The 24,005-nt window shown below is 63.9% G+C and carries 25 protein-coding genes; 22 read left to right on the plus strand and 3 right to left on the minus strand.

The genetic code is table 11. The features are described from left to right. Genes yihA through QP803_RS07620 form a run of 3 tightly spaced genes read left to right on the plus strand, consistent with a single transcriptional unit; the run spans position 1 to position 2,348 of the window. Positions 1-687: a ribosome biogenesis GTP-binding protein YihA/YsxC gene (gene yihA, locus QP803_RS07610; RefSeq protein WP_284947179.1), complete on the plus strand. Its 687-nt coding sequence runs from the start codon at positions 1-3 to the stop codon at positions 685-687. Positions 688-727: 40 nt separating this feature from the next. Continuing rightward, a complete protein-coding gene (gene argB / locus QP803_RS07615) occupies positions 728-1,630 on the plus strand; it encodes an acetylglutamate kinase (protein WP_284947180.1) in 903 nt (300 codons plus the stop codon). A 25-nt stretch (positions 1,631-1,655) separates the two neighbouring features. Further along, positions 1,656-2,348, plus strand: coding sequence for a hypothetical protein (locus QP803_RS07620; protein ID WP_284947181.1), 693 nt, complete (start codon positions 1,656-1,658; stop codon positions 2,346-2,348). Positions 2,349-3,325: 977 nt separating this feature from the next. Here the strand turns inward: QP803_RS07620 and QP803_RS07625 are convergent. Then, positions 3,326-3,997, minus strand: coding sequence for a peroxiredoxin-like family protein (locus QP803_RS07625; protein ID WP_284947182.1), 672 nt, complete (start codon positions 3,995-3,997; stop codon positions 3,326-3,328). Positions 3,998-4,151: 154 nt separating this feature from the next. Between QP803_RS07625 and QP803_RS07630 the strand changes: the two genes are divergently transcribed. Together QP803_RS07630 and QP803_RS07635 are read left to right on the plus strand one after the other, a co-directional pair. Continuing rightward, positions 4,152-5,081: a LysR family transcriptional regulator gene (locus QP803_RS07630; protein ID WP_284947183.1), complete on the plus strand. Its 930-nt coding sequence runs from the start codon at positions 4,152-4,154 to the stop codon at positions 5,079-5,081. A gap of 135 nt (positions 5,082-5,216) precedes the next feature. Further along, the gene (locus QP803_RS07635; RefSeq protein ID WP_284947184.1) at positions 5,217-5,885 is read left to right on the plus strand and encodes a DsbA family oxidoreductase; all 669 of its coding nucleotides are present in this window, start codon (positions 5,217-5,219) and stop codon (positions 5,883-5,885) included. On the opposite strand, the gene QP803_RS07640 is transcribed toward QP803_RS07635, so the two are convergent. Beyond that, positions 5,886-6,095, minus strand: a complete 210-nt coding sequence (locus tag QP803_RS07640) for a hypothetical protein (protein WP_284947185.1) — start codon at positions 6,093-6,095, stop codon at positions 5,886-5,888. A gap of 151 nt (positions 6,096-6,246) precedes the next feature. Between QP803_RS07640 and QP803_RS07645 the strand changes: the two genes are divergently transcribed. Beyond that, positions 6,247-6,582 carry a DUF1491 family protein gene (locus QP803_RS07645; protein ID WP_284947186.1) on the plus strand — a complete coding sequence of 112 codons (336 nt, stop codon included), beginning with the start codon at positions 6,247-6,249 and terminating at the stop codon, positions 6,580-6,582. Positions 6,583-6,586: 4 nt separating this feature from the next. On the opposite strand, the gene hemF is transcribed toward QP803_RS07645, so the two are convergent. Further along, positions 6,587-7,483: an oxygen-dependent coproporphyrinogen oxidase gene (hemF, locus tag QP803_RS07650; RefSeq protein WP_284947187.1), complete on the minus strand. Its 897-nt coding sequence runs from the start codon at positions 7,481-7,483 to the stop codon at positions 6,587-6,589. A gap of 235 nt (positions 7,484-7,718) precedes the next feature. Here hemF and petA point away from each other — a divergent pair, with 235 nt between their 5' ends. The 16 genes from petA (at position 7,719) to QP803_RS07730 (ending at position 23,950) form a co-directional block, all read left to right on the plus strand. Next, on the plus strand, positions 7,719-8,315 hold the full coding sequence (gene petA / locus QP803_RS07655; RefSeq protein ID WP_284947188.1) for a ubiquinol-cytochrome c reductase iron-sulfur subunit: 597 nt from the start codon (positions 7,719-7,721) through the stop codon (positions 8,313-8,315). Positions 8,316-8,333: 18 nt separating this feature from the next. Next, the gene (locus QP803_RS07660; RefSeq protein WP_284947189.1) at positions 8,334-9,524 is read left to right on the plus strand and encodes a cytochrome b; all 1,191 of its coding nucleotides are present in this window, start codon (positions 8,334-8,336) and stop codon (positions 9,522-9,524) included. After that, positions 9,524-10,357 carry a cytochrome c1 gene (locus QP803_RS07665; protein ID WP_284947190.1) on the plus strand — a complete coding sequence of 278 codons (834 nt, stop codon included), beginning with the start codon at positions 9,524-9,526 and terminating at the stop codon, positions 10,355-10,357. The genes QP803_RS07660 and QP803_RS07665 overlap by 1 nt, the downstream gene beginning before the upstream one ends. A gap of 4 nt (positions 10,358-10,361) precedes the next feature. Further along, positions 10,362-11,249 (plus strand): S-methyl-5'-thioadenosine phosphorylase, encoded by an 888-nt coding sequence (locus QP803_RS07670; protein ID WP_284947191.1) that lies wholly within the window; start codon positions 10,362-10,364, stop codon positions 11,247-11,249. 28 nt (positions 11,250-11,277) lie between these two features. Then, positions 11,278-12,942, plus strand: coding sequence for a Na+/H+ antiporter (locus tag QP803_RS07675; protein ID WP_284947192.1), 1,665 nt, complete (start codon positions 11,278-11,280; stop codon positions 12,940-12,942). Between the two features lie 376 nt (positions 12,943-13,318). Beyond that, the gene (gene leuA / locus QP803_RS07680) at positions 13,319-15,001 is read left to right on the plus strand and encodes a 2-isopropylmalate synthase (RefSeq protein WP_434082897.1); all 1,683 of its coding nucleotides are present in this window, start codon (positions 13,319-13,321) and stop codon (positions 14,999-15,001) included. After that, positions 14,998-15,771, plus strand: coding sequence for a class I SAM-dependent methyltransferase (locus tag QP803_RS07685; RefSeq protein ID WP_284947193.1), 774 nt, complete (start codon positions 14,998-15,000; stop codon positions 15,769-15,771). The genes leuA and QP803_RS07685 overlap by 4 nt, the downstream gene beginning before the upstream one ends. A 138-nt stretch (positions 15,772-15,909) precedes the next feature. Continuing rightward, a complete protein-coding gene (locus QP803_RS07690) occupies positions 15,910-16,191 on the plus strand; it encodes a type II toxin-antitoxin system RelE/ParE family toxin (RefSeq protein ID WP_284947851.1) in 282 nt (93 codons plus the stop codon). Further along, entirely contained in the window at positions 16,188-16,490 is a 303-nt protein-coding gene (locus tag QP803_RS07695; RefSeq protein WP_284947194.1) for a helix-turn-helix domain-containing protein, read from the plus strand. The genes QP803_RS07690 and QP803_RS07695 overlap by 4 nt, the downstream gene beginning before the upstream one ends. Positions 16,491-16,846: 356 nt before the next feature. After that, positions 16,847-17,806 carry a pyruvate dehydrogenase (acetyl-transferring) E1 component subunit alpha gene (gene pdhA, locus QP803_RS07700; protein ID WP_434082912.1) on the plus strand — a complete coding sequence of 320 codons (960 nt, stop codon included), beginning with the start codon at positions 16,847-16,849 and terminating at the stop codon, positions 17,804-17,806. Between the two features lie 4 nt (positions 17,807-17,810). Continuing rightward, positions 17,811-19,175 (plus strand): pyruvate dehydrogenase complex E1 component subunit beta, encoded by a 1,365-nt coding sequence (locus QP803_RS07705; protein ID WP_284947196.1) that lies wholly within the window; start codon positions 17,811-17,813, stop codon positions 19,173-19,175. Between the two features lie 12 nt (positions 19,176-19,187). Continuing rightward, entirely contained in the window at positions 19,188-20,483 is a 1,296-nt protein-coding gene (locus tag QP803_RS07710) for a pyruvate dehydrogenase complex dihydrolipoamide acetyltransferase (protein ID WP_284947197.1), read from the plus strand. Between the two features lie 7 nt (positions 20,484-20,490). Then, positions 20,491-20,994, plus strand: coding sequence for a GNAT family N-acetyltransferase (locus QP803_RS07715; RefSeq protein ID WP_284947198.1), 504 nt, complete (start codon positions 20,491-20,493; stop codon positions 20,992-20,994). 73 nt (positions 20,995-21,067) lie between these two features. Beyond that, a complete protein-coding gene (gene lpdA, locus QP803_RS07720; RefSeq protein ID WP_284947199.1) occupies positions 21,068-22,465 on the plus strand; it encodes a dihydrolipoyl dehydrogenase in 1,398 nt (465 codons plus the stop codon). A gap of 25 nt (positions 22,466-22,490) precedes the next feature. Then, positions 22,491-23,477 carry a lipoyl synthase gene (gene lipA / locus QP803_RS07725; protein WP_284947200.1) on the plus strand — a complete coding sequence of 329 codons (987 nt, stop codon included), beginning with the start codon at positions 22,491-22,493 and terminating at the stop codon, positions 23,475-23,477. Then, on the plus strand, positions 23,477-23,950 hold the full coding sequence (locus QP803_RS07730; RefSeq protein WP_284947201.1) for a type II toxin-antitoxin system RatA family toxin: 474 nt from the start codon (positions 23,477-23,479) through the stop codon (positions 23,948-23,950). Before lipA ends, QP803_RS07730 begins: the two co-directional genes overlap by 1 nt. Positions 23,951-24,005 lie beyond the last annotated feature (55 nt).

Genomic DNA, 24,005 nt, shown 5'->3' on the forward strand with positions numbered 1-24,005 from the left:
ATGGCCGCACGCGACGATGATGACCACGGTGACGCGCCGGAGGGGTTGAACCTCGCCGTCGAGCCGCCGACGGCGGAAGTGCTGGAAGCGGCGCGGCTCATATTTGCCGCGCCCTGCCGGTTCTTTTTCGCGGCCCAGCGACTGGATCAGCTGCCGCCGCCCGCCGGCATCGAAATCGCCTTCGCCGGTCGGTCGAATGTCGGCAAGTCGACGCTGATCAATGCGCTGACCGGCCAGAATGCGCTGGCCAGAGCCTCCAACACGCCGGGCCGAACGCGGCAGCTCAACTTCTTCGACCTCGGTGGGCGCCTGACGCTCGTCGATATGCCGGGCTACGGCTATGCCCAGGCCGAGAAGAAGGTGAAGGAAGACTGGCAGGGCCTGATGTTCGAGTATTTGCGCGGCCGCCCAAATCTGCGCCGGGTCGCCCTGCTGATGGATGCGCGGGTCGAGGTCAAGGAATCCGACACGGCCGTGATGGAGTTGCTGGACAAAGCCGCCGTCACCTTTCAGATCGTGGTGACCAAGGCCGATGGCATCAAACCGCCGGCGCTGGAGCGCAAGCTGGAGGCGCTGGGCGCCTTGGCCCGCAAGCACGCGGCCGGCTTCCCTGAGGTGCTGGTGACCAGTGCGCGGAGCGGAGACGGCATCCCCGAAGCGCGGGCGGCCTTTGCCTCGCTGATCTGACTTTGACGTCCGCCTGGCCACGATGAGGGAGACGCTGACGATGACCAATGCCGCCGAACGCTACCGGATCGCTGCCGAACAAGCCTCCACCGTCTCACGCGCGCTGCCCTATCTGCGCCGCTATGCCGGCGCCACCATCGTCGTCAAATACGGCGGCCATGCCATGGGCGACGAAAAGCTCTCCGCCAGCTTTGGGCGCGACATCGCCGCCCTGAAGCAGGTCGGCATCAATCCCGTCGTGGTCCATGGCGGCGGGCCGCAGATCAACGCCATGCTCAAGCGGCTGGCGATCCAATCCACCTTCGTGGACGGGCTGCGCGTCACGGATGCCGCCATGGTCGAGGTTGTGGAAATGGTGCTCGCCGGGTCGGTCAATAAGCATGTGGCGTCGCTCATCACCCAGGCCGGCGCCCTCGCGGTGGGGATCTGCGGCAAGGACGGTGGCCTGATTCGCGCCCGCAAGCTGACGCGCCTGACCCGCGATCCCGACAGCCATATCGAGCGCGCGCTCGACCTCGGCTTCGTGGGCGAGCCTGCGCATGTCGATATCCGCGTCATCCACGCCCTGACGGGCGCGGGCCTCATTCCGGTGATTGCGCCTGTCGGCATCGGCGATGACGGGGAGACCTACAATATCAACGCCGATACCGCGGCCAGCGCCATCGCCGCCGCCCTGTCGGCCCATCGGTTGCTGATGCTGACGGATGTGCCGGGCGTGCTGGATGAGAACAAGGAACTGCTGCCGGAATTGACGGTGGAGCAGGTCGAGGCCGGCATCGCGAGCGGCATGATCACCGGCGGCATGATCCCCAAGGTTGAAAACTGTGTGGCGGCAGTCCGTGGCGGCGTGAAGGGGGCGACCATTCTGGATGGTCGCGTCGAACACGCTTGCTTGCTGGAGCTCTTCACGGAAGGTGGCGTCGGCACCATGATTCTTGGCTGAACAACGCAGTATGGGCGAACGCAGAATGACCAGCATCCGACGTCTCCCTGCGATCGCCGCCTTGGTCGCGGCGTTCGCGCTTGGACCGGTGGGCGCGCGTGCCGAGCATTCCGAGGCGAATTTTCCTGGCATTGGCGTGGTTGGGATCAAGACCGTCAAGGCGGTGGGCGCGGTGCCGGCGATCGTTCTCACCAATGCCCAGGGCAGGGTGCTGTTGAACGCCACGGTGGGCAGCGCCCAGTCCGACACCTTCGCCATCCAGCAGAACGCAGACGGGACGATGAACCCGACCGTGCATTACGCCGTGCTGCCGGGGCCGGACCCGAGTTCGGTTGCGGTTCTGGCTGTCGCCGCCGCAACGGGCGGATCGGATTGCGCCTATGAGGCAATCGTCTTCGGGTCGGAGCACGGCAAGCTCAGCCTCTGGACGCCCCGCGACATCGACACCTTGGCCGAGGGCGGCATCTATGTCGGTGACCTCGGTGGGCGGCGCGGCTACGGCCTGGCGGTGTGGAACTTCATCTGGGGCAATGAGCCGCATGTCGCTCCGCATCGCTATGCGGTGACGCTGTATCGGCTGAACCGGAAGCGGATGCAGTTCATCAAGACGGCGGACATGGCGACGCGCGCCAAATATGCGGATGATGCGGCGGCCCTGCGGGAGTTGAAGCTGACCTTCCCGAACCTGACGCGATCGATTCCGAAGCTCGCCTGTTAGAGGCGATCCTAGACGATCCCCTGGGTGCGGAGTGCGATGAACGCGACCAGGGCCAGGGTGGCGCTGACGGAGATCAGGTAGAACAGTTTCGTCCGGTTGCTCATGACACACTCTCAAAGTCAGGGGCGTCATATAGTCCTGATGGACGGTTTCGTTGCATACGCGAACGCATGGCTGTGTCGGCGGCGCAGTGTTACAGACCGTCTCGAGAGACCGGCCTCTTCACCGCAGATCGCTGCGAATTATCAACATGCGAAGGGCGAGCAACAAGGAGATCGGCCGATATGACGCGTCGGTTTCAACGCAATTCACCGGAGATGGAAGCCGCCATCCGAGCGGGCATAGCGGCCGATCCGGATGCGTCCGCGTGGACGGAGCACGACTTCGCGACGGCGAACGCCTGACAGACGTCCCTCATGTCATGCGCGCTTACGTGGGCCGCAGAAGGAACCAACGAAAGAATTGGTGTCGCTGCGGCTCGATCGGGAAGTGACGGCGGCGCTGCGCGAATAGGGCCGGGTTGGCAAACAAGGGTCGCGGAGATCGTCCGGAAAGCAGTGCTAGGCTAACCCGCAGTCTGCCGAGTTGCAGACAATCCCGTCGTGAAGTGTGTTCGCGACGGGATTCGAACCCACGGCCCCAGGATTCGTACCACTTCGGCTTTCGCCGCCGACGCCGCATGGGGCGCCGTTCGTGGTCTGGACTGTCCCTTCGCCTTAGGTTGAAAACCCTTAGGCGCCACCCATCCAGTCTCTACACCTTCCCGGGTCTTTCGGCCGGGCTTGGCTCGGGATCGGCAAGACCCAAGAGGGCCGAAGCTTTCCCCGACTTTGAGCGGTTCCGCCGCGCCGTTTCCGCACGCGACGCCCAATTCAATAGGAATCCTGTGCTCTATCCTGCTGAGCTACGCGAACACACGCGCCGTTCATACCGTCGCCCGGCCACACCGGCAAGGACGCCGGGCACCACTCCGCGCGTTATCGGTCATCAGCGCCGGCCAGAATGCGCGCCGAGAGGCTCTTCATCGCCTCCAAGGCCTCGCGCGGTTCCGTGCGCTCATAAGACACCGGCGAAACATGCGCGAGGTGGATGACGCCGCTATTGCAGATCAGAAATTCCGAGGACCGGGGCAGGCGCCAATCGGCGGCATCGTTCTCATCGGGCACGTTATTGCCCATCTGCGTGTAAATGCGACGCAGAACGGGCGGAATTTCACCGACGATGCCGAAGGCGGCTGCGACCTTGTTGCCGACATCGATCAAAATCGGAAAGCTGACGAGGTTGCTCTCGGCCACCACCGCCGCTCGGCTCGCTTTCTGCGGCGAGATCGCGAGGATTGAGGCACCGGCTCTGTGGCAATCGCCCGCGATGTCCTCGAACGCACGCAGCGTCAAGGTGCAAGGCGCGCTCCATCCACCGCGATAGAACAGGACCAAGACAGGACCCTTCGCCAGATAATCCTTCAGCCGGTGTTTCTTGCCATCGGGATCGCTAAGCGTGAAATCGGGCGCATGGTCGCCCACGGTCAAATGCGCCGCACTTGCCGCTTCGGCGCGTGCCTGCGCCTCGCCTTCCGCCAATTCGCAGAGGATCGCCTTATCCGCGCGCTCCAGCATCGAACTCTTGAAGGCACGAAGTTGACCGTTCAACGACTTCATTGCGATACCTGATTGGCTGTCGACCCTCTGCAATTATTGCAGGGCTGAGATCGAACTGTCCACCACTGCAACGCTAAATGGTTCATACCTGATCCAATTGTAATGGCGCTGGCCGAGATAACATTCATGCGGCAGGATATGACCCATGGATCTCCTCGCTGCCTTCCGCTGTTTCGTCCGCGTCGCGGAAACAGGGTCGTTTTCCGCTGTTGCGCGGGAGGTCGGGTCCACGCAGCCGGCCATTTCCCGCCAGATTGCCGCGCTTGAGGCGCATTTTGACGTTCGCCTGATCCAGCGCACCACGCGCAGCCTGACCTTCACCCAGGATGGGCAGGATCTTCTCGCCCATGCGCGGCGGGTCTTGGAAACTGTGGAGGAGACGGAGGAAATTCTCGGCAAGCGCCGTGCCTCGCCGTCCGGCACGGTGCGGATTGCCTCCTCGACCGCCATGGCGCGTATGCACATCATCCCGCGTCTGCCACGGCTGTTGCAGCGCTATCCGCAGTTGGAGATCGAGGCCAGTATTTCGGAACAGGCCCAGGATTTGGTGGCGGAAAACCTCGATCTCGCCATTCGCGCGGGGGCGATTGCCGATTCCTCCCTCGTCGCGCGCCAGCTGGGCTCCACCGGCCGCGCCGTGCTCGTCGGCACCGATTATATCGAAAAGCATGGCGAGCCGCAGACCCCGGCGGACCTCGCGAGCCATGAGTGCATCGTCTATACGGGCGGTTTCGGGCCGCAGCGCGCCTTGTCCAACGTGTGGGAATTCGGCGGGGCGGAGGGCACGACTTCGGTCGAGGTTCATGGCCGCTTCCGGTCTGACAGCATCGAGGGCATCAGTGACGCCGTGCGCGCCGGACTCGGCATCAGCCGCCTGCCCATCTGGATGTTTACGGACGATATCGCCGCCGGGCGATTGAAGGCGATCCTGACCGACTGGCAGCCACCTCGGGTGCCGATCCATGCGGTCTATCCCTCCCGTCGGCATCTGGCGCCGCGCGTCCGTGCGGTGATCGACTTCTTCGTCAATGAGTTTAGGCTCGACCCCACGGTTTCAGACTATGCGAGTATCTGATCCGTGGCGGTCATGAAGCAGAGAGACGCTTCGGGATAGCAACGGCTGGGGCGGAAGGCGTAAAGGGAAGAGCGATCGGCGCAAGACATCCTCTTGTGCGGTCCAAAAAAAGACTTTGGCGGAAAGATCGCGGCCATGAACATGCTGGCCTTCTCTCGGGCACCTTTGTCCGTCGAGATTATTTACGACCTTGTTTGTCCGTGGTGTTTCATCGGCACCCGCCGGTTGGTCCGCGCCCTGCGCCGGCGGCCCGAGCTTGGCATGAACATCCAGTGGCGCCCCTTTCTGCTCAATCCGGATATGCCGCGCGCCGGCATGTCCCGCGCGGATTATGTCGTGCGGAAATTCGGCGCCGAGGATCGCGCGCGCAGGCTGTTCACTTCGATCACCGATATCGGACGCGGGGAGGGCATCCTATTCCGGTTCGATCGCATCCGCCGCACGCCGAGCAGCGTCGATGCCCATCGGCTGGTGCGCTTCGCGGCGGCGCTGGGCCGCGCTGAAGTTGTGGCGGACGCCCTTTTCACCGCCTATTTCACGGATGGCCTCGATATCGGCAGCCTGGACGTTCTGGTCTCGGTTGGGCGCCAATGCGGGCTGGAGCCTGTGGCGGTGCGGAACCATCTGCTGACGGATGACGCAATCGAGCAGGTGCATGGGGATAATCTTCGCTCGCACCGCCTCGGCATCAATGGCGCGCCCTGTTTCATCGTCGGTCGTCGCCACGCCATCGCCGGCGCTCAGGAGCCTGAGGTACTCGAATGCCTTCTGAACGTCGCGGCGCTCGACATGGCGGACGGGTAGTTACCCCTTCGCCTTGAGCGGCTTATGGGCGCGGTCCACAAGGCGGCGCAGCAAACCGGGCGGCTTCGCAGGTTCGGCCGGTTTCTTCGCTGCGATGGCCTGTACCTTCTCCCGGTCCTTCGAATGCAGCCACTTATCGAGCGTCATGCCCGCCTTTTCGGCGCGCTTCGTCTCGTAAGCCTTCTGCGAATCGGTCATTTTTCGGGTCATGCCGTACTCCCTGCACGTGTTTGGATCATTGCGATCAGCCCTGTTGGTGGACGACGCTGCGCTCATCCACCCTACGATGGTCCGTAGGGCGGAAAAGCGAAGCGCATTCCGCCATGAGGGCCGGACTCTAGAGGACGAGGATTAGCCCACGATGGAACCACGCGTGAAGGCCCAGCTTTGGGTGCAGATGGCGCTGCGCCTGGGGGACCGGGACGGGCGGCCCGGCATGGTACTGCGGCGGGGCGATGCCGATGCCGGCGGCATTCTCGTCGTACTGCGGAACCGGGCAGGGGCTGTCTGCGTGCTGTCGCAGACCCGCACCACCGGCGGCGACCTCGCCTGGATGCGCTCGACCGGCGCGGACCCCGTGGAGCAGGACAAGGCGGATGCCTATGTCGCGCGCCAGATCAAGATCGACCCGGACCTCTGGGTTCTCGAATTCGAGGCGGACGACTTTTTGCCGCCCTTCGAGGGCAAGATTCTTTAGCCGCCTATGCCCAGGTGACTTCCGGCGGCAGGCTCATCAGGATCGCCTCGACATTGCCGCCGGTCTTGAGGCCGAACAGCGTGCCGCGATCGTAGAGCAGGTTGAACTCTACGTAGCGGCCCCGGCGCATCAATTGATGCGCGCGGTCTTCGCTCGTCCAGGGCAGATGCATCCGGCGCCGGACGATGGCGGGATAGGCGTTCAGGAAGGCGAGGCCGACATCGCGCGTGAAGCCGAAATCCGCCTCCACATCGCCGGTATTGTGCTGATCGTAGAAAATTCCGCCCAGGCCGCGCGGTTCGTCGCGGTGGGGGAGATAGAAATACGTGTCGCACCAGGCCTTGAAGCGTTCGTAGAAATCCGGCCCATGCGCGTCGCAGGCGGCCTGAAGGGCGGCATGAAAGGTCGCTCCGTCTGCCAGCGCGTCAGGCGCGTCGAGTCGCATCGGCGTCAGGTCGGCGCCGCCCGCGAACCAACCATGGCGCGTGATGAGCATGCGCGTATTCATATGAACGGCGGGCACCAAGGGGCTTTGCGGATGGGCGACGATGCTGATGCCCGAGGCCCAGAAGCGCGGATCGTCCGCCGCACCGGGAACCTTGTCGCGGAATTCGGGACTGAATTCGCCTGAGACGGTGGAGATATTGACGCCGACCTTCTCGAACACCCGGCCGCGCATCACGCTGGTGACGCCGCCACCGCCATGAGAGCCGTCCTGCGTCGGACGCTCCCAGCTGTTGCGGGTGAAGCGCCCGGCCGGCAGATGCGCGAGCGCGCCGGTCGCCTCTGTTTCGATCGTCTCGAAACTGTCGCAGATTTTGTCGCGGAGTTCGCGGAACCACGCCTGTGCGCGTTCGCGGATCGCGGCATGATCGGGAGCATCGTTAAATGCGTCGAGCATCTTGGTATCCTTCGTCTTGCCCCCGCGAACCAAGCCCCGCGAGCGGGTAGAGGCGTGTTGCCAGGGATCGGCGGCGGCTTCTAGTATGACGGTCAATGACTTGCCATGGGCGCGCCGCTGTTGTTGATGCGGCGCGTCGGTGTGGCAAGTGCCAGATTGGCAAGTGCCGGTGGCAAGTGGTTGAAGCAATAGGTTCGGTTGACTGCCGTGAGGCGGTCCTGTGTCGAGGTGGTTAATGGCTGGACCTGCTGAGTCCCTTCCGACGGCCCATGTTGCCGGGCAAACTGCAAATGGGCATGACGCCCATGGGCATGAGGGGCCACGGCGCGATTTCCTGATCATGGCGCTGGCCTGCACGGCAGCGGCCGGCCTCGCCATGGCCGTCTGGCCTTTCCTCGATGTCATGGATCCGCCGCGCGCCGTGGTTACGGCGTCGGATGTCAGCGTCAATCTGGGCAGCATTCCAGCCGGCAGCGGCATTACCGTGCTATGGCGCGGCCAGCCGATCCTGATCCGCCATCGCACACCGGCCGAGATCACCGCCGAGGCGAATGTCGATATCGATCTGCTGCGCGATTCCGAGAGCGACCTCGCCCGCGTCAAGACCGGCCATCCTGAGTTCATCGTGCTCTACGGCGTCTGCGACCGGAACGGCATCGTGGCCGTTGGCAACAACCCATCGGACGCACGCGGCAAGTGGGGCGGTTGGACCTGCCCGACGAATGGCAGCGAATATGACACGTCGGGGCGCGTGCGCTCCGGCCCGGCGCGTAAGAATTTGGCCATCCCGCCCTATGATTTCTCGTCCGCCACCACGATAACCATCGGCTGAGACGGGGAGCGGTAGACGATGGCGATCGAGACGAAAGCGGCTCCTCTGGATGGCCCAGCGCGGCCACGCTTCGGCAGCACCCTGGTGCCCCGCAGCCAGGGCCTGTTATGGCATTTCGGCATTCTCGCCGCCGTGTCCCTGGCTTTGATGATGGTCACCGGCCTGTTTCTGGCCATGAACTACGCCGTCGGGTCTTATCCCTTCGAGACGATCCAGTGGATCATGCGCGGCGTCAGCTACGGCTGGCTCATTCGGCTGATGCATATGGCAGGCACCTCGATCTTCTTCATCATCGCCTTCATCAATCTGGGCCGCAGCCTCTACTACGGCTCCTACAAGAAGCCGCGCGAGCGGATTTGGATGCTCGGTCTCGTCACGCTGATCCTGATGATGCTGACGGCTTATACCGGCTTCCTTCTGCCCTGGGGCCAGATGTCCTATTGGTCGACGCTCGCGCTCGCCAATGTGCTCGGCGGCTTCCCCTTCATCGGCCATAACGTGGTGCGCTGGATCCTCGGCGCGGACGCTTTGAACGAAACGACGCTGACGCATTTCTACGTCTTCCACATCCTTCTGGCCTTCGCCGTCTGCGGCGCGGTCTTCATTCATGTCCGTGGCATCCGCTCCAGCAGCGTCCATGCCACGGAGAGTGAGCACCGTGGCCCGATGGTGCCGTACCATCCGTATTACACGGTGCGCGCGGCGCTGGCGGTTCTGGTCTTCCTCATCGTTTGCTCCATCGTCGTCTTCTTCATTCCCTATACCTTCGAGAATGCCGCGAACGCGTTGCCCGGCAATCCGCTGATCATGCCCACCAATGTGGTGCCGCAATGGTATTTGCTGCCTTTCTACGCCATGAGCCGCTGCGCCGAGAGCCACTTCATCGGACTGGTTCTGGTCGTCGCAGGCTGGGCTGTGCTGTTCCTGCTGCCCTGGCTCGATACCTCGCCGGTGCGCAGCGCCCGGTATCGGCCCTTGTTCCGGCCCGCGCTGATCGCCTTCTTCGTGTTGGTGATCCTGCTCGGCTGGGCGGGTGCGCATCCCACCACGGCAGGCTGGGTCTTCCTCGACCGGCTGTTCACGCTGCTCTATTTCGCCTTCTTCCTGATCGCGCTGCCGCTGCTGGGCGCGATCGAGACGCCGCGCGAGATGCCGGTGGTGCGATCCTCGGCATTGACGCCCCGATTGCATACGCAGGAGGCACGCTGATGCGCCGCCTGAGCTTCACATCCGGCTTCGCCGCGCTCCTCGCGCTCGGTCTGGCCGCTGCCATGACGCCCGTCCGCGCCGACGAAGGTGGCGCGGAAGGCGGCAAGGCCATCAACACGTCCTCGACGTCATGGGGCTTTCGCGGTCCGCTCGGAACCTATGACCGCGCCGCCCTTCAGCGCGGCTTTCAGGTGTATGAGCAGGCCTGCGCCGCCTGCCATTCCATCCGCGATCTTCGTTTCGGTGACCTGGAGGGGATCGGCCTTTCCCCGCATCAAGCGGCGGCCATGGCCTCCACGGCCATGGTGCCGGGCGGTGTCGATGCCATGGGCCTGCCCGTTCTGCGCCCCGGCGTGCCGGCCGACCGCTTTCCCAACCCGTTCCTGAACCCTCAGGCTGCGCGCGCCGCCAATTACGGTGCCTATCCGCCCGATCTGAGCCTGATCGTGCCACAGCGCGCTTTCGTTCCGATGAGCCCCGGCGGCGTCACCTACCTCGACGACCTGCTGACCAGCTACGGCGATGCCCCGCCGGGTGTGACGCTGTTCCCGAACCGTAGCTTCAACACGGCCTTCCCCGGCAACCAGATCGCCATGGCCAATCCGCTGCATGACGGGCAGATGACCTTCGCAGACGGCACCAAGGCGACGGTTCCGGAAATGTCGCATGACGTCACGACATTCCTCGCCTGGGCTGCCGATCCTACGGTCGAGGAGCGGCGCGGGGATGGCGTGCGTGTCGTCCTGTTCCTCTGCTTCCTGGCCTTCCTGACCCTGCTGTTCAAGCGGCGCATCTGGTCGGCGCTCCCCCATGCCGAACCCGACCATGGATGATCCGATGAGCGAAACCATCGAACCCCTGCTCGGAGTCATCGGCGGCTCCGGCCTGTATGACATCGCGGATCTGGAAGAGCGGGAGTGGCGCCGGGTCGAGACGCCCTGGGGTCCGCCATCCGATGAGCTGATGTTCGGCCGCCTGCACGGCTTGCGCTGCGTCTTCCTGCCGCGCCATGGCCGTGGCCATCCGCTGCCGCCCTCCGACCTGAACTACCGCGCCAATATCGACGCGCTGAAGCGGGTCGGGGTGACGGACATCATTTCCCTCTCCGCCGTGGGCAGTCTTCAGGAAGAGTTGCCGCCGGGCCATTTCGTGGTCATCGACCAGTTCATCGACCGCACCTTCGCCCGCGAAAAGAGCTTTTTCGGCCCCGGCTGCGTCGCCCATGTCTCCATGGCGCAGCCTGTCTGTTCCCGTTTGGGCGATGCGCTGGAACAGGTGGCGCGTGACCTTGGCCTGCCGGTGTCGCGCGGCGGCACCTACCTCACGATGGAGGGGCCGCAGTTCTCGACCTTCGCCGAGAGCACCCTCTATCGCGCCTGGGGCTGTAGCGTCATCGGCATGACGAATATGCCGGAGGCCAAGCTCGCTCGTGAAGCCGAGATTTGTTACGCGACCGTCGCCATGGTCACGGATTACGATTGCTGGCGTGAAGGCCATGATGCCGTCACGGTCGATGAAGTCGTGAAGACGTTGTTCGCCAATGCCGACAACGCCCGCAACCTCGTCCGCGCCGTGCTGCCAGCGGTGGGCGCGCCACGCGGCCTGTGTTCTGCCGGCTGTGACCGCGCCTTGACCTATAGCCTGATCACCGCGCCGTCGCATCGCGATCCGGCGCTGGTGGCCAAGCTCGATGTCGTTGCCGGGCGGGTTCTGTCTGCGCGCTAAGTTCCCGGCGTCATAGGGCAGGGCGCGGATGGAACTCCTCACCACGATCCTGCTGCTTCTCTTCGTCACGGCGCTGACGAACCTCGTCACGCGGTTTATCCGGCTGCCGCTCCCGCTGTTGCAGATCGCCGCCGGCGCTGCTTGCGATATGGTGGGTGTGCATCTCTCCATCGACCCCGCGCTGTTCCTGCTGCTGTTCATCCCGCCGTTGCTCTTCGCGGATGCGTATCGGATTCCCAAACGGGAATTGAGCGAGGTCGGCGTGCCCGTGGTCGTTCTGGCCGTGGGTCTGGTGCTGTTTACGACCATCGGCGTCGGCTATTTCGTCCATTGGCTGCTGCCATTCCTGCCTCTGGCGGCGGCTTTCGCTCTGGCGGCGGTCCTGTCGCCCACGGATGCCGTGGCGCTGGGTGGCATCATGAACGGCCAGCGTCTGCCGCGGCGCTTCATGCATGTGCTGCAGGGGGAGGCGTTGCTCAACGACGCCTCCGGCCTGGTGTCCTTCAACGTCGCCGTCGCAGTCGTGCTGACGGGGTCGTTTTCCTTTACCGAGGCGGCGCTGAGCTTCGTCTGCGTCTCCCTCGGGGGTTTGCTCATCGGCGCTCTATTTGGCTGGGCTTTTGTCCATCTCGACCGGCGATTGCTGTCGCGCCAGATGGAAGAGACCTCCATCTACATCGTGCTAACCCTGCTGTTGCCTTTCGCTGCGTATCTGGCGGCGGAGGAAATTCGCTCCTCGGGCATCCTCGCCGCAGTCGCTGCGGGCATTACGATCAATGTGATGGACCCTTTCGGCGGCGGGGCGGGCGTCGTGCGTCGCCGCACCTACGCCATCTGGGGCGTCATGGAATTCGCCTTCAACGGCCTGATCTTCCTCCTGCTCGGCCTACAATTGCCGGCCATCGTCAAAGACGGCCTGTCCATCACCGAGACCGCGCATCGTTCGGGTTGGAAGCTTCTGTCGCTGATCGTTCTGGTCACGCTGTCGCTGGTCGTGCTGCGCTTCCTCTGGGTCATGCTCACGGTCTTTGTCCGGTACTGGATGGCACGTTTGCGTCGGCAGTCGTTGCAGCAGCCCGGGCTCATCGTGGCCGCCGTGGCCTCTGTCGCGGGTGTGCGTGGCGCCGTGACGCTCGCAGGTATTCTGTCGCTTCCTCTCGTGCTCAATGACGGATCGCGCTTTAAAGGGCGTGACTTGCTGATTTGCATCGCGGCCGGCGTCATCATGTCGTCCTTGCTTCTCGCCGTGGTCGCCTTGCCGCCGCTGATCCGGCGCCTGCCGGTGCCGGAGGTCGATCCCGTTGAGGCTGAGGTCGAGGCGGCGCGCAATGCCATGGCGCAGGGTGTCATTCGTGAGCTTGAGGGTCGGCTTGCCAAGGGTATCGCCAAGCGAGAAGGCGTCGCGCGTGAGGTTTATGAAGCGGCGGTCGAGCGCGTCATCAGCGATTATCGGCTGAAGCTTCAGGGCCGCGACGGCGACGACGAAAACCAGATGCGGGCGCTGGAGGATCAGCGCGTGGAACTGGCCATTCGCCTGCGCGGCGTGCGGGTGGAGCGCGCCGAAATGCGTGCCCTTCGCGCCAACCACACCATCAATGACGAGGCGGTGCGCGTCCTGATGGAGGAGATCGACCTGGAGGAGGAGGCGCTGATGCGCCTGGCCGATATCCTGCCGCCGCGTGAGCGCATGTGATTGCCGCCTGCGGCGGCGCCTCAGGTCTGACATGCATCGCAGGCGACGCAATCCAACTTGCGAGGGTCGCGCGGAGCGGGCAGGTTAGGCTTGTAATGACGCATGACACATTCATGAGCGCTCTGGCGCTTCTTGGGCGACTTACCACCGCGGCTCTCTAACGAGGCCGTGTTTGCCCCCGCATGTGGTGCGGGTTTGTTGTCTGCCCCGACTGCCAGAAGACATTACAATGATCCAATTTCATCACATAACGCCCGTTCTGCCGACAGCCCGGCTGCGACTTCGGTGCGGTCGCGCCCGCTGACGGCCAGCCCGCGACCGTAGACCGCCGCACGACACTGTCTCATCGAGTCTGCCAGAAAGAACGAGCGCCCCCATGATGCTGAGCGCCCCCAAAGCCAAATACCGCCCCTTCCAGGCGGTCGATCTGCCCGACCGACAATGGCCGAGCCGCAATCTGACCCAGCCGCCGCGCTGGTGTTCCGTCGATCTGCGCGACGGCAACCAATCCCTCATCGATCCCATGGACGGGGAGCGAAAGAGCCGCTTCTTCGACCTGCTGGTGAAAGCCGGCTTCAAGGAAATCGAAGTCGCCTTTCCCTCCGCCTCCCAGACCGATTTCGACTTCGTGCGTGGCCTGATCGAGGGCGGCCTCATTCCTGAGGATGTCGCCATCCAGGTGCTGACCCAGTCCCGCGAGGAGCTGATCCGCCGCACCATCGACAGCATGGACGGCGCGCATCGCGGCATCGTTCATCTCTATAACGCGACGTCTGAGCTGTTCCGCCGCCTCGTCTTCAATCAGGACAAGGCTGGCACGATCGAACTGGCGGTGTCGGGCACCCGGCTGATCAAGCAACTGACCGACGCGCGGCCGGACACCATCTGGACGTACGAATACTCGCCCGAGACCTTCAGCTTTACCGAGACGGCGTTCGCGCTGGAAGTCTGTGAGCGGGTGATGGACATTTGGCAGCCGACACCGGAGCGTCCGATCATCCTCAATCTGCCCGCGACGGTCGAGGTCGCGACGCCCAATGTCTATGCCGATCAGATCGAATGGTTCTGCCGCCATATGAGCCGGCGCGACTGCGCCATCATTTCGGTGCATCCGCACAACGATCGCGGCACCGGCATCGCGGCGGCCGAACTGGCGCTGATGGCAGGCGCCGATCGCGTCGAGGGCTGCCTGTTCGGCAATGGCGAGCGCACCGGCAATGTCGATCTCGTCACCATGGCGCTGAATTTCTACACGCAAGGCATCAATCCTGGTCTCGACTTTTCCAATATCCGCCACGTCGTCGAGACGGTGGAGCATTGCAATCAGATCCCCGTGCATCCGCGCCACCCCTATGCCGGCGATCTGGTGTTCACGGCCTTTTCGGGTTCGCATCAGGATGCCATCAAGAAGGGTTTCGCCGCCCGCGCGACGCAGAATGACGAGACCTGGGAAGTGCCGTATCTGCCGATCGATCCGGCCGATATCGGCTGCTCCTATGAGGCGGTGATTCGCGTCAACAGCCAGTCCGGCAAGGGCGGCGTCGCCTGGGTGCTGGAGCAGGACCAGGGCCTGCGCCTGCCGCGCCGGTTGCAGATCGCCTTCAGCCGCGTCGTGCAGGAGATGGCAGATACGACCGGGCGCGAAATGACCACGGCCAATATCGTGGCCACCTTCCGCCAGGCCTATCGGCTGGACGGCCCGCAGCGCTTCACGCTGATCGACTACGCCGTGTCGGCGGCGGACAAGGCGAGTGGCATTCGGCATTTCTCCGGCCGTATCGAAGTCGACGGCCAGACGCGGACGATCACCGGCCAGGGCAATGGCCCGCTGTCGAGCTTCGTCGATGCCCTCCGCCAGGGGTGCGGCGTGACGCTCGATATCGTCAGTTATGAGGAGCACGCCATCGGTCAGGGCTCCGGCACCCAGGCCGCCGCCTATATCGAATGCGCGGTGCCGAACGGGCCCAATGTTTTCGGCGTCGGGATCGATGTCGACAGCGGGGAGGCGTCGATGCGCGCCTTAATGAGTGCGGCCAATAGTGCGGCGGTGGTGTCATGAGCGGGGCGGATCAGGCCAAAATCGTCGCGGCGCAGTTCGGGCCGCGTGCCAGTTCCTATCTGACCAGCGCGGTCCATTCCCAGGGACCAGACCTGGAGGCGTTTTCGGCGCTGCTGGCAGGCGGCGGCGCCGGGGCGCGGCTGCTCGATCTGGGTTGCGGTGGCGGCCATATGAGCTTCGTGGCCGCGCCGCATGTGGCCGAGGTCGTGGCCTATGACCTGTCGGCCGAGATGCTGACGGTGGTGGAGGCGGCGGCCGCCAACCGTGGGCTGGCCAATATCTCGGTCGAGCAGGGCAGGGCGGAAGAACTTCCCTTCGCCAATGCCCAGTTCGACTGGGTGGTGACGCGCTTCAGCGCCCATCACTGGAGTGACTGGACGGCCGGGGTGCGGGAGGCGTTCCGCGTGCTGAAACCCGGCGGCCGCGCGGTGTTCATCGACATCGTGTCGCCGGGCGGGCCGGCGCTCGACACCTATCTGCAAACCGTCGAAGTCCTGCGCGATACCTCTCATGTGCGGGATTACACGCGCGGCGAGTGGGAGGCGACCTTGGCCTCGGCGGGGTTCGTGGCCGGGACCGCACGCGCCTTCCGCTTGCGCATGGAGTTCGCGACCTGGATCGCGCGGATGCGGACGCCGCCGGAACTCGCCCAAGCGATCCGGATGCTTCAAGGCGCGATGGCCGAGCCCGTGCGCCGGCACTTCGCCATCGAGCCGGATGGCAGCTTCATGATCGACAGTGCGATGTTCGAGGTGATGAAGCCTTCGTAACGTCGTAGGGCGGATGAGCGGAGCGTTATCCGCCTGACGACGTCTGGCGGTCGGCTCTAGATTATACTAAAACTGATATTATGGGGTTGATGGTTGAAACCCTTGTCCTTCCTGGCATCGTCACTCGGGGACATTAAAGTGTTTCACGAACAAGCGCGGCGTGAAGTTGGCTACCAGTTAGACAGAGTTCAGCGCGGTCTGGAGCCTGACGATTGGAAGCCGATGGCCTCCATTGGACCGGGCGTGCGAGAGGTGCGCATTCGGGATCAGGCGGGTGCATTTCGGATCATTTATGTCGCGACCTTCCCGGAAGCAGTTTACGTCCTTCATGCATTCCAGAAGAAGAGCCAGGCGACGCCGAGACGCGACCTGGAGGTGGCAGAGGCGCGATTTCGGGAACTGACGCGGAGCAGGACATGACCCAATCAAAGACCATTACGGGTGAGGTTTTCGCTAGTGTCTGGGATGCTTTGGAAGATACCCCGGCGGAGGCTGCTCACATGCGGCTCCGCTCGGAGTTGATGACCGCGATCCGCCATGTCGTCTCAACGTGGGGGGTGACCCAGGCCGCAGCGGCGCGGCGATTGAACGTGACGCAGCCTCGGTTGAACGACCTGCTGCGTGGTCGGATCAACAACTTCGGCTTGGATGCCCTCATCGTTCTTGCCGCGCGCGCGGGGCTAAACGTTCGGATGCAGATCGAGCGGACGGCGGCATAGGATCGTCGTCCCGAACCAGATCCGCCCGACGAGGCGACAAATGTCGTTCGCGCAACAGTTGGAGCTTCTCGACCGTCCCGTCGCAATAACCGGTCGCCAATCGCCTGTTTCAGGCAATGCCGCGTTCCGCCTCAGGCCCTCGGCGATGGCCATTCAAGCACTTAACCGCTTCGTGGTTAATACCTCATATTGCATTGCAACATCACGGTTTTATCCCGCATCCGCTTGTCGGGAATGCCCTGAGTGGCTAGGTGTTCGTCGTCTTTCCGGTCATACCGCCACCGATCGACCGCACGGAGAATGGAATGGCCCTGGCAACCGACTCCCGCAAACGCCCGAAGACCCGCGAGGTTTCCATGGGTAAAGAGGACCTGATTCGCGCCTATCACGACATGCTCCTCATCCGACGGTTTGAGGAGAAGGCCGGCCAGCTCTACGGCATGGGCCTGATCGGTGGCTTCTGCCATCTCTATATCGGCCAGGAAGCCGTCGTCATCGGCATCCAGGCGGCCCTGAAGCCGGGCGACCAGGTCGTCACCAGCTATCGCGATCACGGCCATATGCTCGCCACCGGCATGGAAGCGCGCGGCGTCATGGCCGAACTCACGGGGCGCTCCACGGGCTATTCCCATGGCAAGGGCGGCTCGATGCATATGTTCAGCAAGGCCAAGGGCTTCTACGGCGGCCACGGCATCGTCGGCGCGCAGGTCAGTATCGGCGCGGGCCTCGGCTTCGCCAATTGGTATCGCGGCAATGACCATGTCTCCGTCACCTATTTCGGTGAAGGTGCGTCCAATCAGGGCCAGGTTTTCGAGAGCTTCAACCTCGCGGCGCTGATGAAGCTGCCCGTGGTCTTCGTGATCGAGAATAACCGCTACGGCATGGGCACCAGCGTCGAGCGCGCCTCTGCCTCCAAGGACCTCTCCAAGAACGGCAGCCCCTGGGGCATTCCGGGTCTTCAGGTCGATGGCATGAGCGTGATCGCCGTCAAGGAAGCGGCGGAGCAGGCCATCGCCCATTGCCGCGCCGGCAAGGGCCCCTTCCTGCTGGAGATGAAGACCTACCGCTATCGCGGCCATTCCATGTCCGATCCCGCCAAATACCGCACGCGGGAAGAGGTGCAGAAGATGCGCAGCGAGCGCGACTGCATCGAGGCCGTTCATGCCCTGCTCACCGAGCACGGGGTGGACGAGGCGGAGATCAAGAAGATCGACGACGCCGTAAAGGTCGTGGTGCAGGACGCGGCGGATTTCGCCCAGTCCAGCCCCGAGCCTGATGCGTCGGAGCTTTGGACCGATATTCTGGTGGAGGTCTGAGCCGATGGCGACCCAAATTCTGATGCCGGCTCTGTCCCCCACCATGACCGAGGGCAAGCTGTCGCGCTGGCTTAAAAAGGTCGGTGACGACATCCGCGCCGGTGACGTGATCGCCGAAATCGAGACCGACAAGGCGACCATGGAAGTGGAAGCCGTGGATGAAGGCAAACTGTCCTCCATCCTGGTGGAAGAAGGCGCCGAGGGCGTCGCCGTCAACACGCCGATCGCTGAGATCAATGGCGCTGCCGGCACCACGGCCGCCGCACCCGCCAAGGCCGAAAGTGCCGCACCGGTCGCGGAGCCTGCACCTGCCGGCGCGCCTGCCGTGATCAAGGCGCTCCCGAGCGTGGCGACCGCTGCCGCCGTGCCGGAACCCGACAAGGATTGGGGTCCGACCAAGGCAACCACCGTGCGCGAGGCACTGCGTGACGCCATGGCCGCGGAAATGCGCGCCAATGGCGACGTGTTCCTGCTCGGCGAGGAAGTCGCCCAATATCAGGGTGCCTATAAGATCAGCCAGGGCTTGCTCGACGAATTCGGCCCGCGCCGCGTTATCGATACGCCGATCACCGAGCATGGTTTTACGGGTATGGCCGTTGGCGCCGCGATGAGCGGGCTGAAGCCGATCGTGGAGTTCATGACCTTCAACTTCGCCATGCAGGCGATCGACCAGATCATCAACTCGGCCTCCAAGACGCTGTATATGTCCGGTGGGCAGATGGGCACGCCGATCGTGTTCCGTGGCCCCAACGGCGCGGCCTCCCGCGTCGGGGCGCAGCACAGCCAGTGCTACGCGTCCTGGTATGCGCATTGCCCCGGCCTGAAGGTCGTGGCGCCGTGGTCGGCAGCCGACGCCAAGGGTCTGTTGCGCGCCGCCATTCGCGACCCGAACCCGGTCATCTTCCTCGAAAACGAAATCCTGTACGGCCAGAGCTTCGAGGTTCCGACCGCCGAGGATTTCGTTCTGCCGATCGGCCGCGCCAAGGTCGAGCGTGAGGGCGAGCATGTCACCATCGTCGCCTTCAGCATCATGGTGGGTGCGGCTCTGCATGCCGCCGAGGAACTGGCCAAGCAGGGCATCAGTGCCGAAGTCATCAACCTGCGTACCATCCGGCCGCTCGATATCGACACCATCGTGAAGAGCGTGAAGAAGACCAGCCGGGTCGTGACGGTGGAGGAGGGCTGGCCCTTCGCGGGCATCGGCGCCGAAATCGCCATGCAGGTGACCGAGCACTGCTTCGACTGGCTCGACGCCCCGCCTATGCGCGTGCATGGCCTGGATGTGCCGTTGCCCTATGCCGCCAATCTGGAGAAGCTTGCCTTGCCGCAGGTCTCCTGGATCGTGGACGCTGTTCGCAAGATCGTTTGAGGAGCACGCCGAATGGCCATCAACATCCTCATGCCCGCACTCAGCCCGACGATGACGGAGGGCACACTCTCCCGCTGGCTCAAGAAACAGGGCGAGACGATCAAGGCGGGTGACGTGCTCGCCGAGATCGAAACCGACAAGGCGACCATGGAAGTGGAAGCGGTCGATGAAGGGGTGCTGGGCAAAATCCTGGTGCCGGACGGCACGGAGGGCGTGAAGGTCAATGCGCCAATCGCCATCCTGGTGCAGGTGGGTGAGACCGTTCCCGCCGAAGGCGCGCCGGCTGCTGCCCCCGTAGCGGCGGCGCCCGCCGAGGCACCGAAACAAGCTGCGCCGGCGTCAGCTGCCAATGTGGTCAATGGTCATGACAGCGGCGAGCGGATCGTTGCATCGCCCCTCGCCAAGCGCATCGCCAAGGACGCCGGCATCGACCTGAAGGGCGTCAATGGCAGTGGCCCGAACGGCCGCATCGTCCGCGCGGATGTCCAGGCCGCCCAAAAAGGGCAGGGCGCATCAGCCCCCGCGACCTCGGCTCCCGCAACTGCGCCTGCACCCGTCACCGCCAAGGCGCCGCCCGCACCCGCCAAGGCGCCCACGCCCACCATCACCGCTCCGCATCAGTTCGTGCCGCATAGTTCCATGCGCCGCGTCATTGCCAAGCGCCTGACCGAGAGCAAGCAGACGGTTCCGCATTTCTATCTGACGATGGATATCGAGCTGGACGCGCTGTTGAAACTACGCGGCGAGTTGAACGCCCGGTCGTCGAAGGATGGCGGCGGATCGTTCAAGCTGTCGGTCAATGACATGATCATCAAGGCCTCGGCCCTGGCGCTGCGCCGTGTGCCCAAGGTCAATGCCAGCTTCACCGAAGACGGCGTCGCCTATTATGACGATGTCGATGTCTCGGTCGCCGTCGCCATCCCGGACGGTCTGATCACGCCGATCATCCGCCGTGCGGACCAGAAGGGCCTGGCCACGATCAGCAATGAGATGAAGGACCTTGGCCTGCGCGCCCGCGCCGGAAAGCTCAAGCCAGAGGAATTCCAGGGCGGCGGCTTCTCGGTGTCCAATCTCGGCATGTTCGGCGTGAAGGACTTCCAGGCCATCATCAATCCGCCCCAGGCGGCGATCCTGGCCGTCGGCGCGGGCGAACCGCGTCCGGTCGTCAAGGACGGACAATTGGCTGTCGCGACTGTCATGAGCGCGACGCTCAGCGTCGATCACCGCGTGGTCGATGGCGCGTTGGGTGCCGAATGGTTGCAGGCTTTTAAAGCAATCATCCAGGAACCACTCAACCTGATGCTCTGAGGCGCCGGTGTCCGCGCCTGAGCTGCGGCTGGCGACGCCTGAGGATGTGGGAACCATCCTCGGCTTCGTGCGCGCCCTCGCCGAATACGAGAAGCTTGCGCATGAGGTGCTGGCGACAGAAGCCGATTTCCATGACTCGCTCTTCGGGAAGATTCCCCGCGCGGAGGCCTTGATCGTCTCGATCGACGGCAGGCCGGTGGGCTTTTCGGTTTGGTTCTACAACTTCAGCACCTTTCGCGGGCGGCACGGATTGTTCGTAGAAGATGTCTACGTGGACCCCGCCTATCGCGCGGCAGGCATCGGCCGAATGATCTTCCGATTCCTCGCCCGACACGCCATTTCACAGGGATGTGCGCGGATGGATTGGGATGTTCTGGATTGGAACGAGCCCGCCATTCGCTTCTACCGCGCGATCGGTGCCGTGCCGCAAGACGGATGGACGCGACAGAGACTGACCGGAGCCGCGCTTGAGGCTTTGGCGGGCGATGGTGGGCGGATAAGCGACGCGTAATCCGCCGGCATTTGGTGGATGACGCTTCGCTCATCCACCCTACGAGTTGGCCACATTGAAGAGGTAATACGACATGGCCGAGCAAGCATTCGATCTCGTGGTCATCGGCGGCGGTCCGGGCGGCTACGTCGCTGCTATTCGCGCGGCGCAGCTCGGCATGAAAACGGCTGTGGTGGAGCGTGAGCATCTGGGTGGCATCTGCCTCAACTGGGGCTGCATTCCCACCAAGGCGCTGCTGCGCAGTGCCGAGATTTCGCATCTGCTCGCCCATCTCGATGAATTCGGTTTCACCGCCGACAATATCCGCTTCGACCTCGCCAAGGTGGTGAAGCGGTCGCGCGGCGTCGCCAAGCAATTGGTGTCGGGCGTCACCTTTCTGCTCAAGAAGAACAAGATCACCGTCATCGACGGTGAGGCGAAGCTCGCCGGCAAGAACACCGTCTCGGTCACGAAAGACGGGAAGGACGTCGCGACCCTGAAGGCGCCGCATATCATCCTGGCGACGGGCGCGCGGCCGCGCGAACTGCCGGGCATCGAGGCCGACGGCACGCTGATCTGGAACTACAAACACGCCATGGTGCCGACCATGATGCCGACGACTCTGCTGGTCATCGGGTCGGGCGCCATCGGCATCGAATTCGCCAGCTTCTACCTCAACATGGGGGCCAAGGTGACGGTGGTCGAAACGCTGGACCGGGTCTTGCCGGTCGAGGATGAGGAGATCAGTGCCTTCGCGCGCAAGGCCTTCGAGAAGCAGGGGATGACCATCATCACCAGCGCTTCCGTCAAAGGCGTGAAGAAGGGCACAGACAGCGTGACGGTGACGGTCGAGGCCGGGGGAAAGACCGAGGAGTTCACCGTCGATCGCGTGATCTCGGCGGTCGGTATCGTCGGTAACGTCGAGAATATCGGCCTCGAAGCAGCGGGCGTTAAAGTCGAGCGCACGCATGTCGTGGTGGACGGCTTCGGCCGCACGGGTGTCGAGGGTCTCTATGCCATCGGCGATATCGCGGGCGCGCCCTGGCTCGCCCATAAGGCCAGCCATGAGGGCGTCATCTGCGTCGAGATGATTGCCGGCAAGCATCCGCATCCGCTCGATATCGGCAATATTCCTGGCTGCACCTATTGCCGCCCGCAGGTCGCTTCGGTCGGCATGACCGAGGCCAAGGCCAAGGCCGCCGGGCGTGAGATCCGCGTCGGGCGCTTCCCCTTCATCGGCAACGGCAAGGCGATCGCCATGGGCGAGCCGGAGGGACTGGTGAAGACCATCTTCGACGCCAAAACCGGGGAGATGATCGGCGCCCATATGGTCGGCGCGGAAGTGACAGAGATGATCCAGGGCTATGTCATCGCCCGCACGCTGGAGACGACCGAGGCCGAGTTGATGGAGACGGTTTTCCCCCACCCGACCGTGAGCGAAACCATGCATGAGGCGGTGCTTGACGCCTACGGCCAGGCAATTCACTTCTAACCCGAGGGTATTCAGGGACAGCATCATGGCGACGCGGGTTCTCATAGACCACCGCCAGGGGGGCGCCCTGCGCCACCCCGAAAAGGCGCATCGACCGGATAATCCCATCGCGCGCAAGCCCGACTGGATCCGGGTTCGCGCGCCCAATCACCCGACCTATCACGAGACCCGCGCCCTGATGCGGGAAAACAAGCTCGTCACGGTTTGCGAGGAAGCCGCCTGCCCGAATATCGGGGAGTGCTGGTCCCAGCGCCATGCGACCATGATGATCATGGGCGATACCTGCACGCGCGCCTGCGCCTTTTGCAACATTCGCACGGGCCTGCCGGATGCCTTGGACGCCGATGAGCCGGCGCGGGTGGCGGATGCCGTTGCCAAGCTCGGCCTGCGCCATGTCGTAATCACCTCCGTCGATCGGGATGACCTGACTGATGGTGGCGCGCGGCACTTTTTTCAGGTCATCCGCGCCATCCGGGCGGCGGCGCCGGGCACGACGATCGAGGTGTTGACGCCGGACTTCCTGCGCAAGCCGGGCGCCGTGGAAATCGTGGCCGAGGCCGCGCCGGATGTTTTCAACCACAATCTGGAAACGGTGCCGCGGCTCTATCCCACCATCCGGCCGGGTGCGCGTTACTTTCAGTCCCTGCGTCTGCTCGATCAGGTGAAGATGCTCAACCCGACGATCTTCACCAAGTCCGGCATGATGGTCGGCCTGGGGGAGGCGCGGCCGGAAGTGGGGCAGGTGATGGACGATCTGCGCATCGCGGATGTCGATTTCCTGACGCTCGGCCAATACCTCCAGCCGACGGCCAAGCACGCGGCGGTGGCGAGCTTCGTGACGCCGGATGAATTCGCGGATTACGCGACCCTGGCGCGCGCGAAGGGGTTCCTGATGGTCTCGGCGACGCCGCTGACGCGCAGTTCCTATCATGCCGACAAGGATTTCGCGGCGCTGCGCGATGCGCGGGCGGCGAAGCTGGCTGGTGGCGCCTATCAAGCTGCAGCAGACTGATGCCGCGCTACTCGGAGCAAAAGCGGGTGGCCTATTCGCCCGAGCAGATGTTCGATCTGGTGGCGGATGTAGGCAAATATCCGCAGTTCCTGCCCTGGTGCGTCGGCGCGCGCATTCGCAGCCATACGGATGAGGAACTGGTCGCGGATCTGACCATCGGCTTTGGTCCGTTCCGGGAGAGCTTCACCAGCCGGGTGAAGCTGGAGCATCCGCATACCATAGAAGTGCATTATGAGAATGGGCCGTTCCGCTACCTCAACAATCGGTGGCGGTTCGAGCCGGACCATGCGGGCTGCTCGATCGACTTCTTCGTGGACTTCGAGTTTCGCAGCAAAGTTCTGCAAATGGCGATCGGTTCGGTCTTCGCCGAGGCCGTGCGCCGCATGGTCTACGCCTTCCTCAAGCGGGCGCGGGATGTCTATGGCCCGCCCGCCGCGACCATCAAGGTGGTGCCGATCCCAGTTAAGGGTTGAGCGTCATCCATAAATTCCCAAAAACATTGTCATGCGCGGATCAAGTGTGCGGGTG

It is taken from the genome of Acidisoma sp. PAMC 29798, assembly GCF_030252425.1.
Taxonomy (GTDB): domain Bacteria; phylum Pseudomonadota; class Alphaproteobacteria; order Acetobacterales; family Acetobacteraceae; genus Acidisoma; species Acidisoma cladoniae.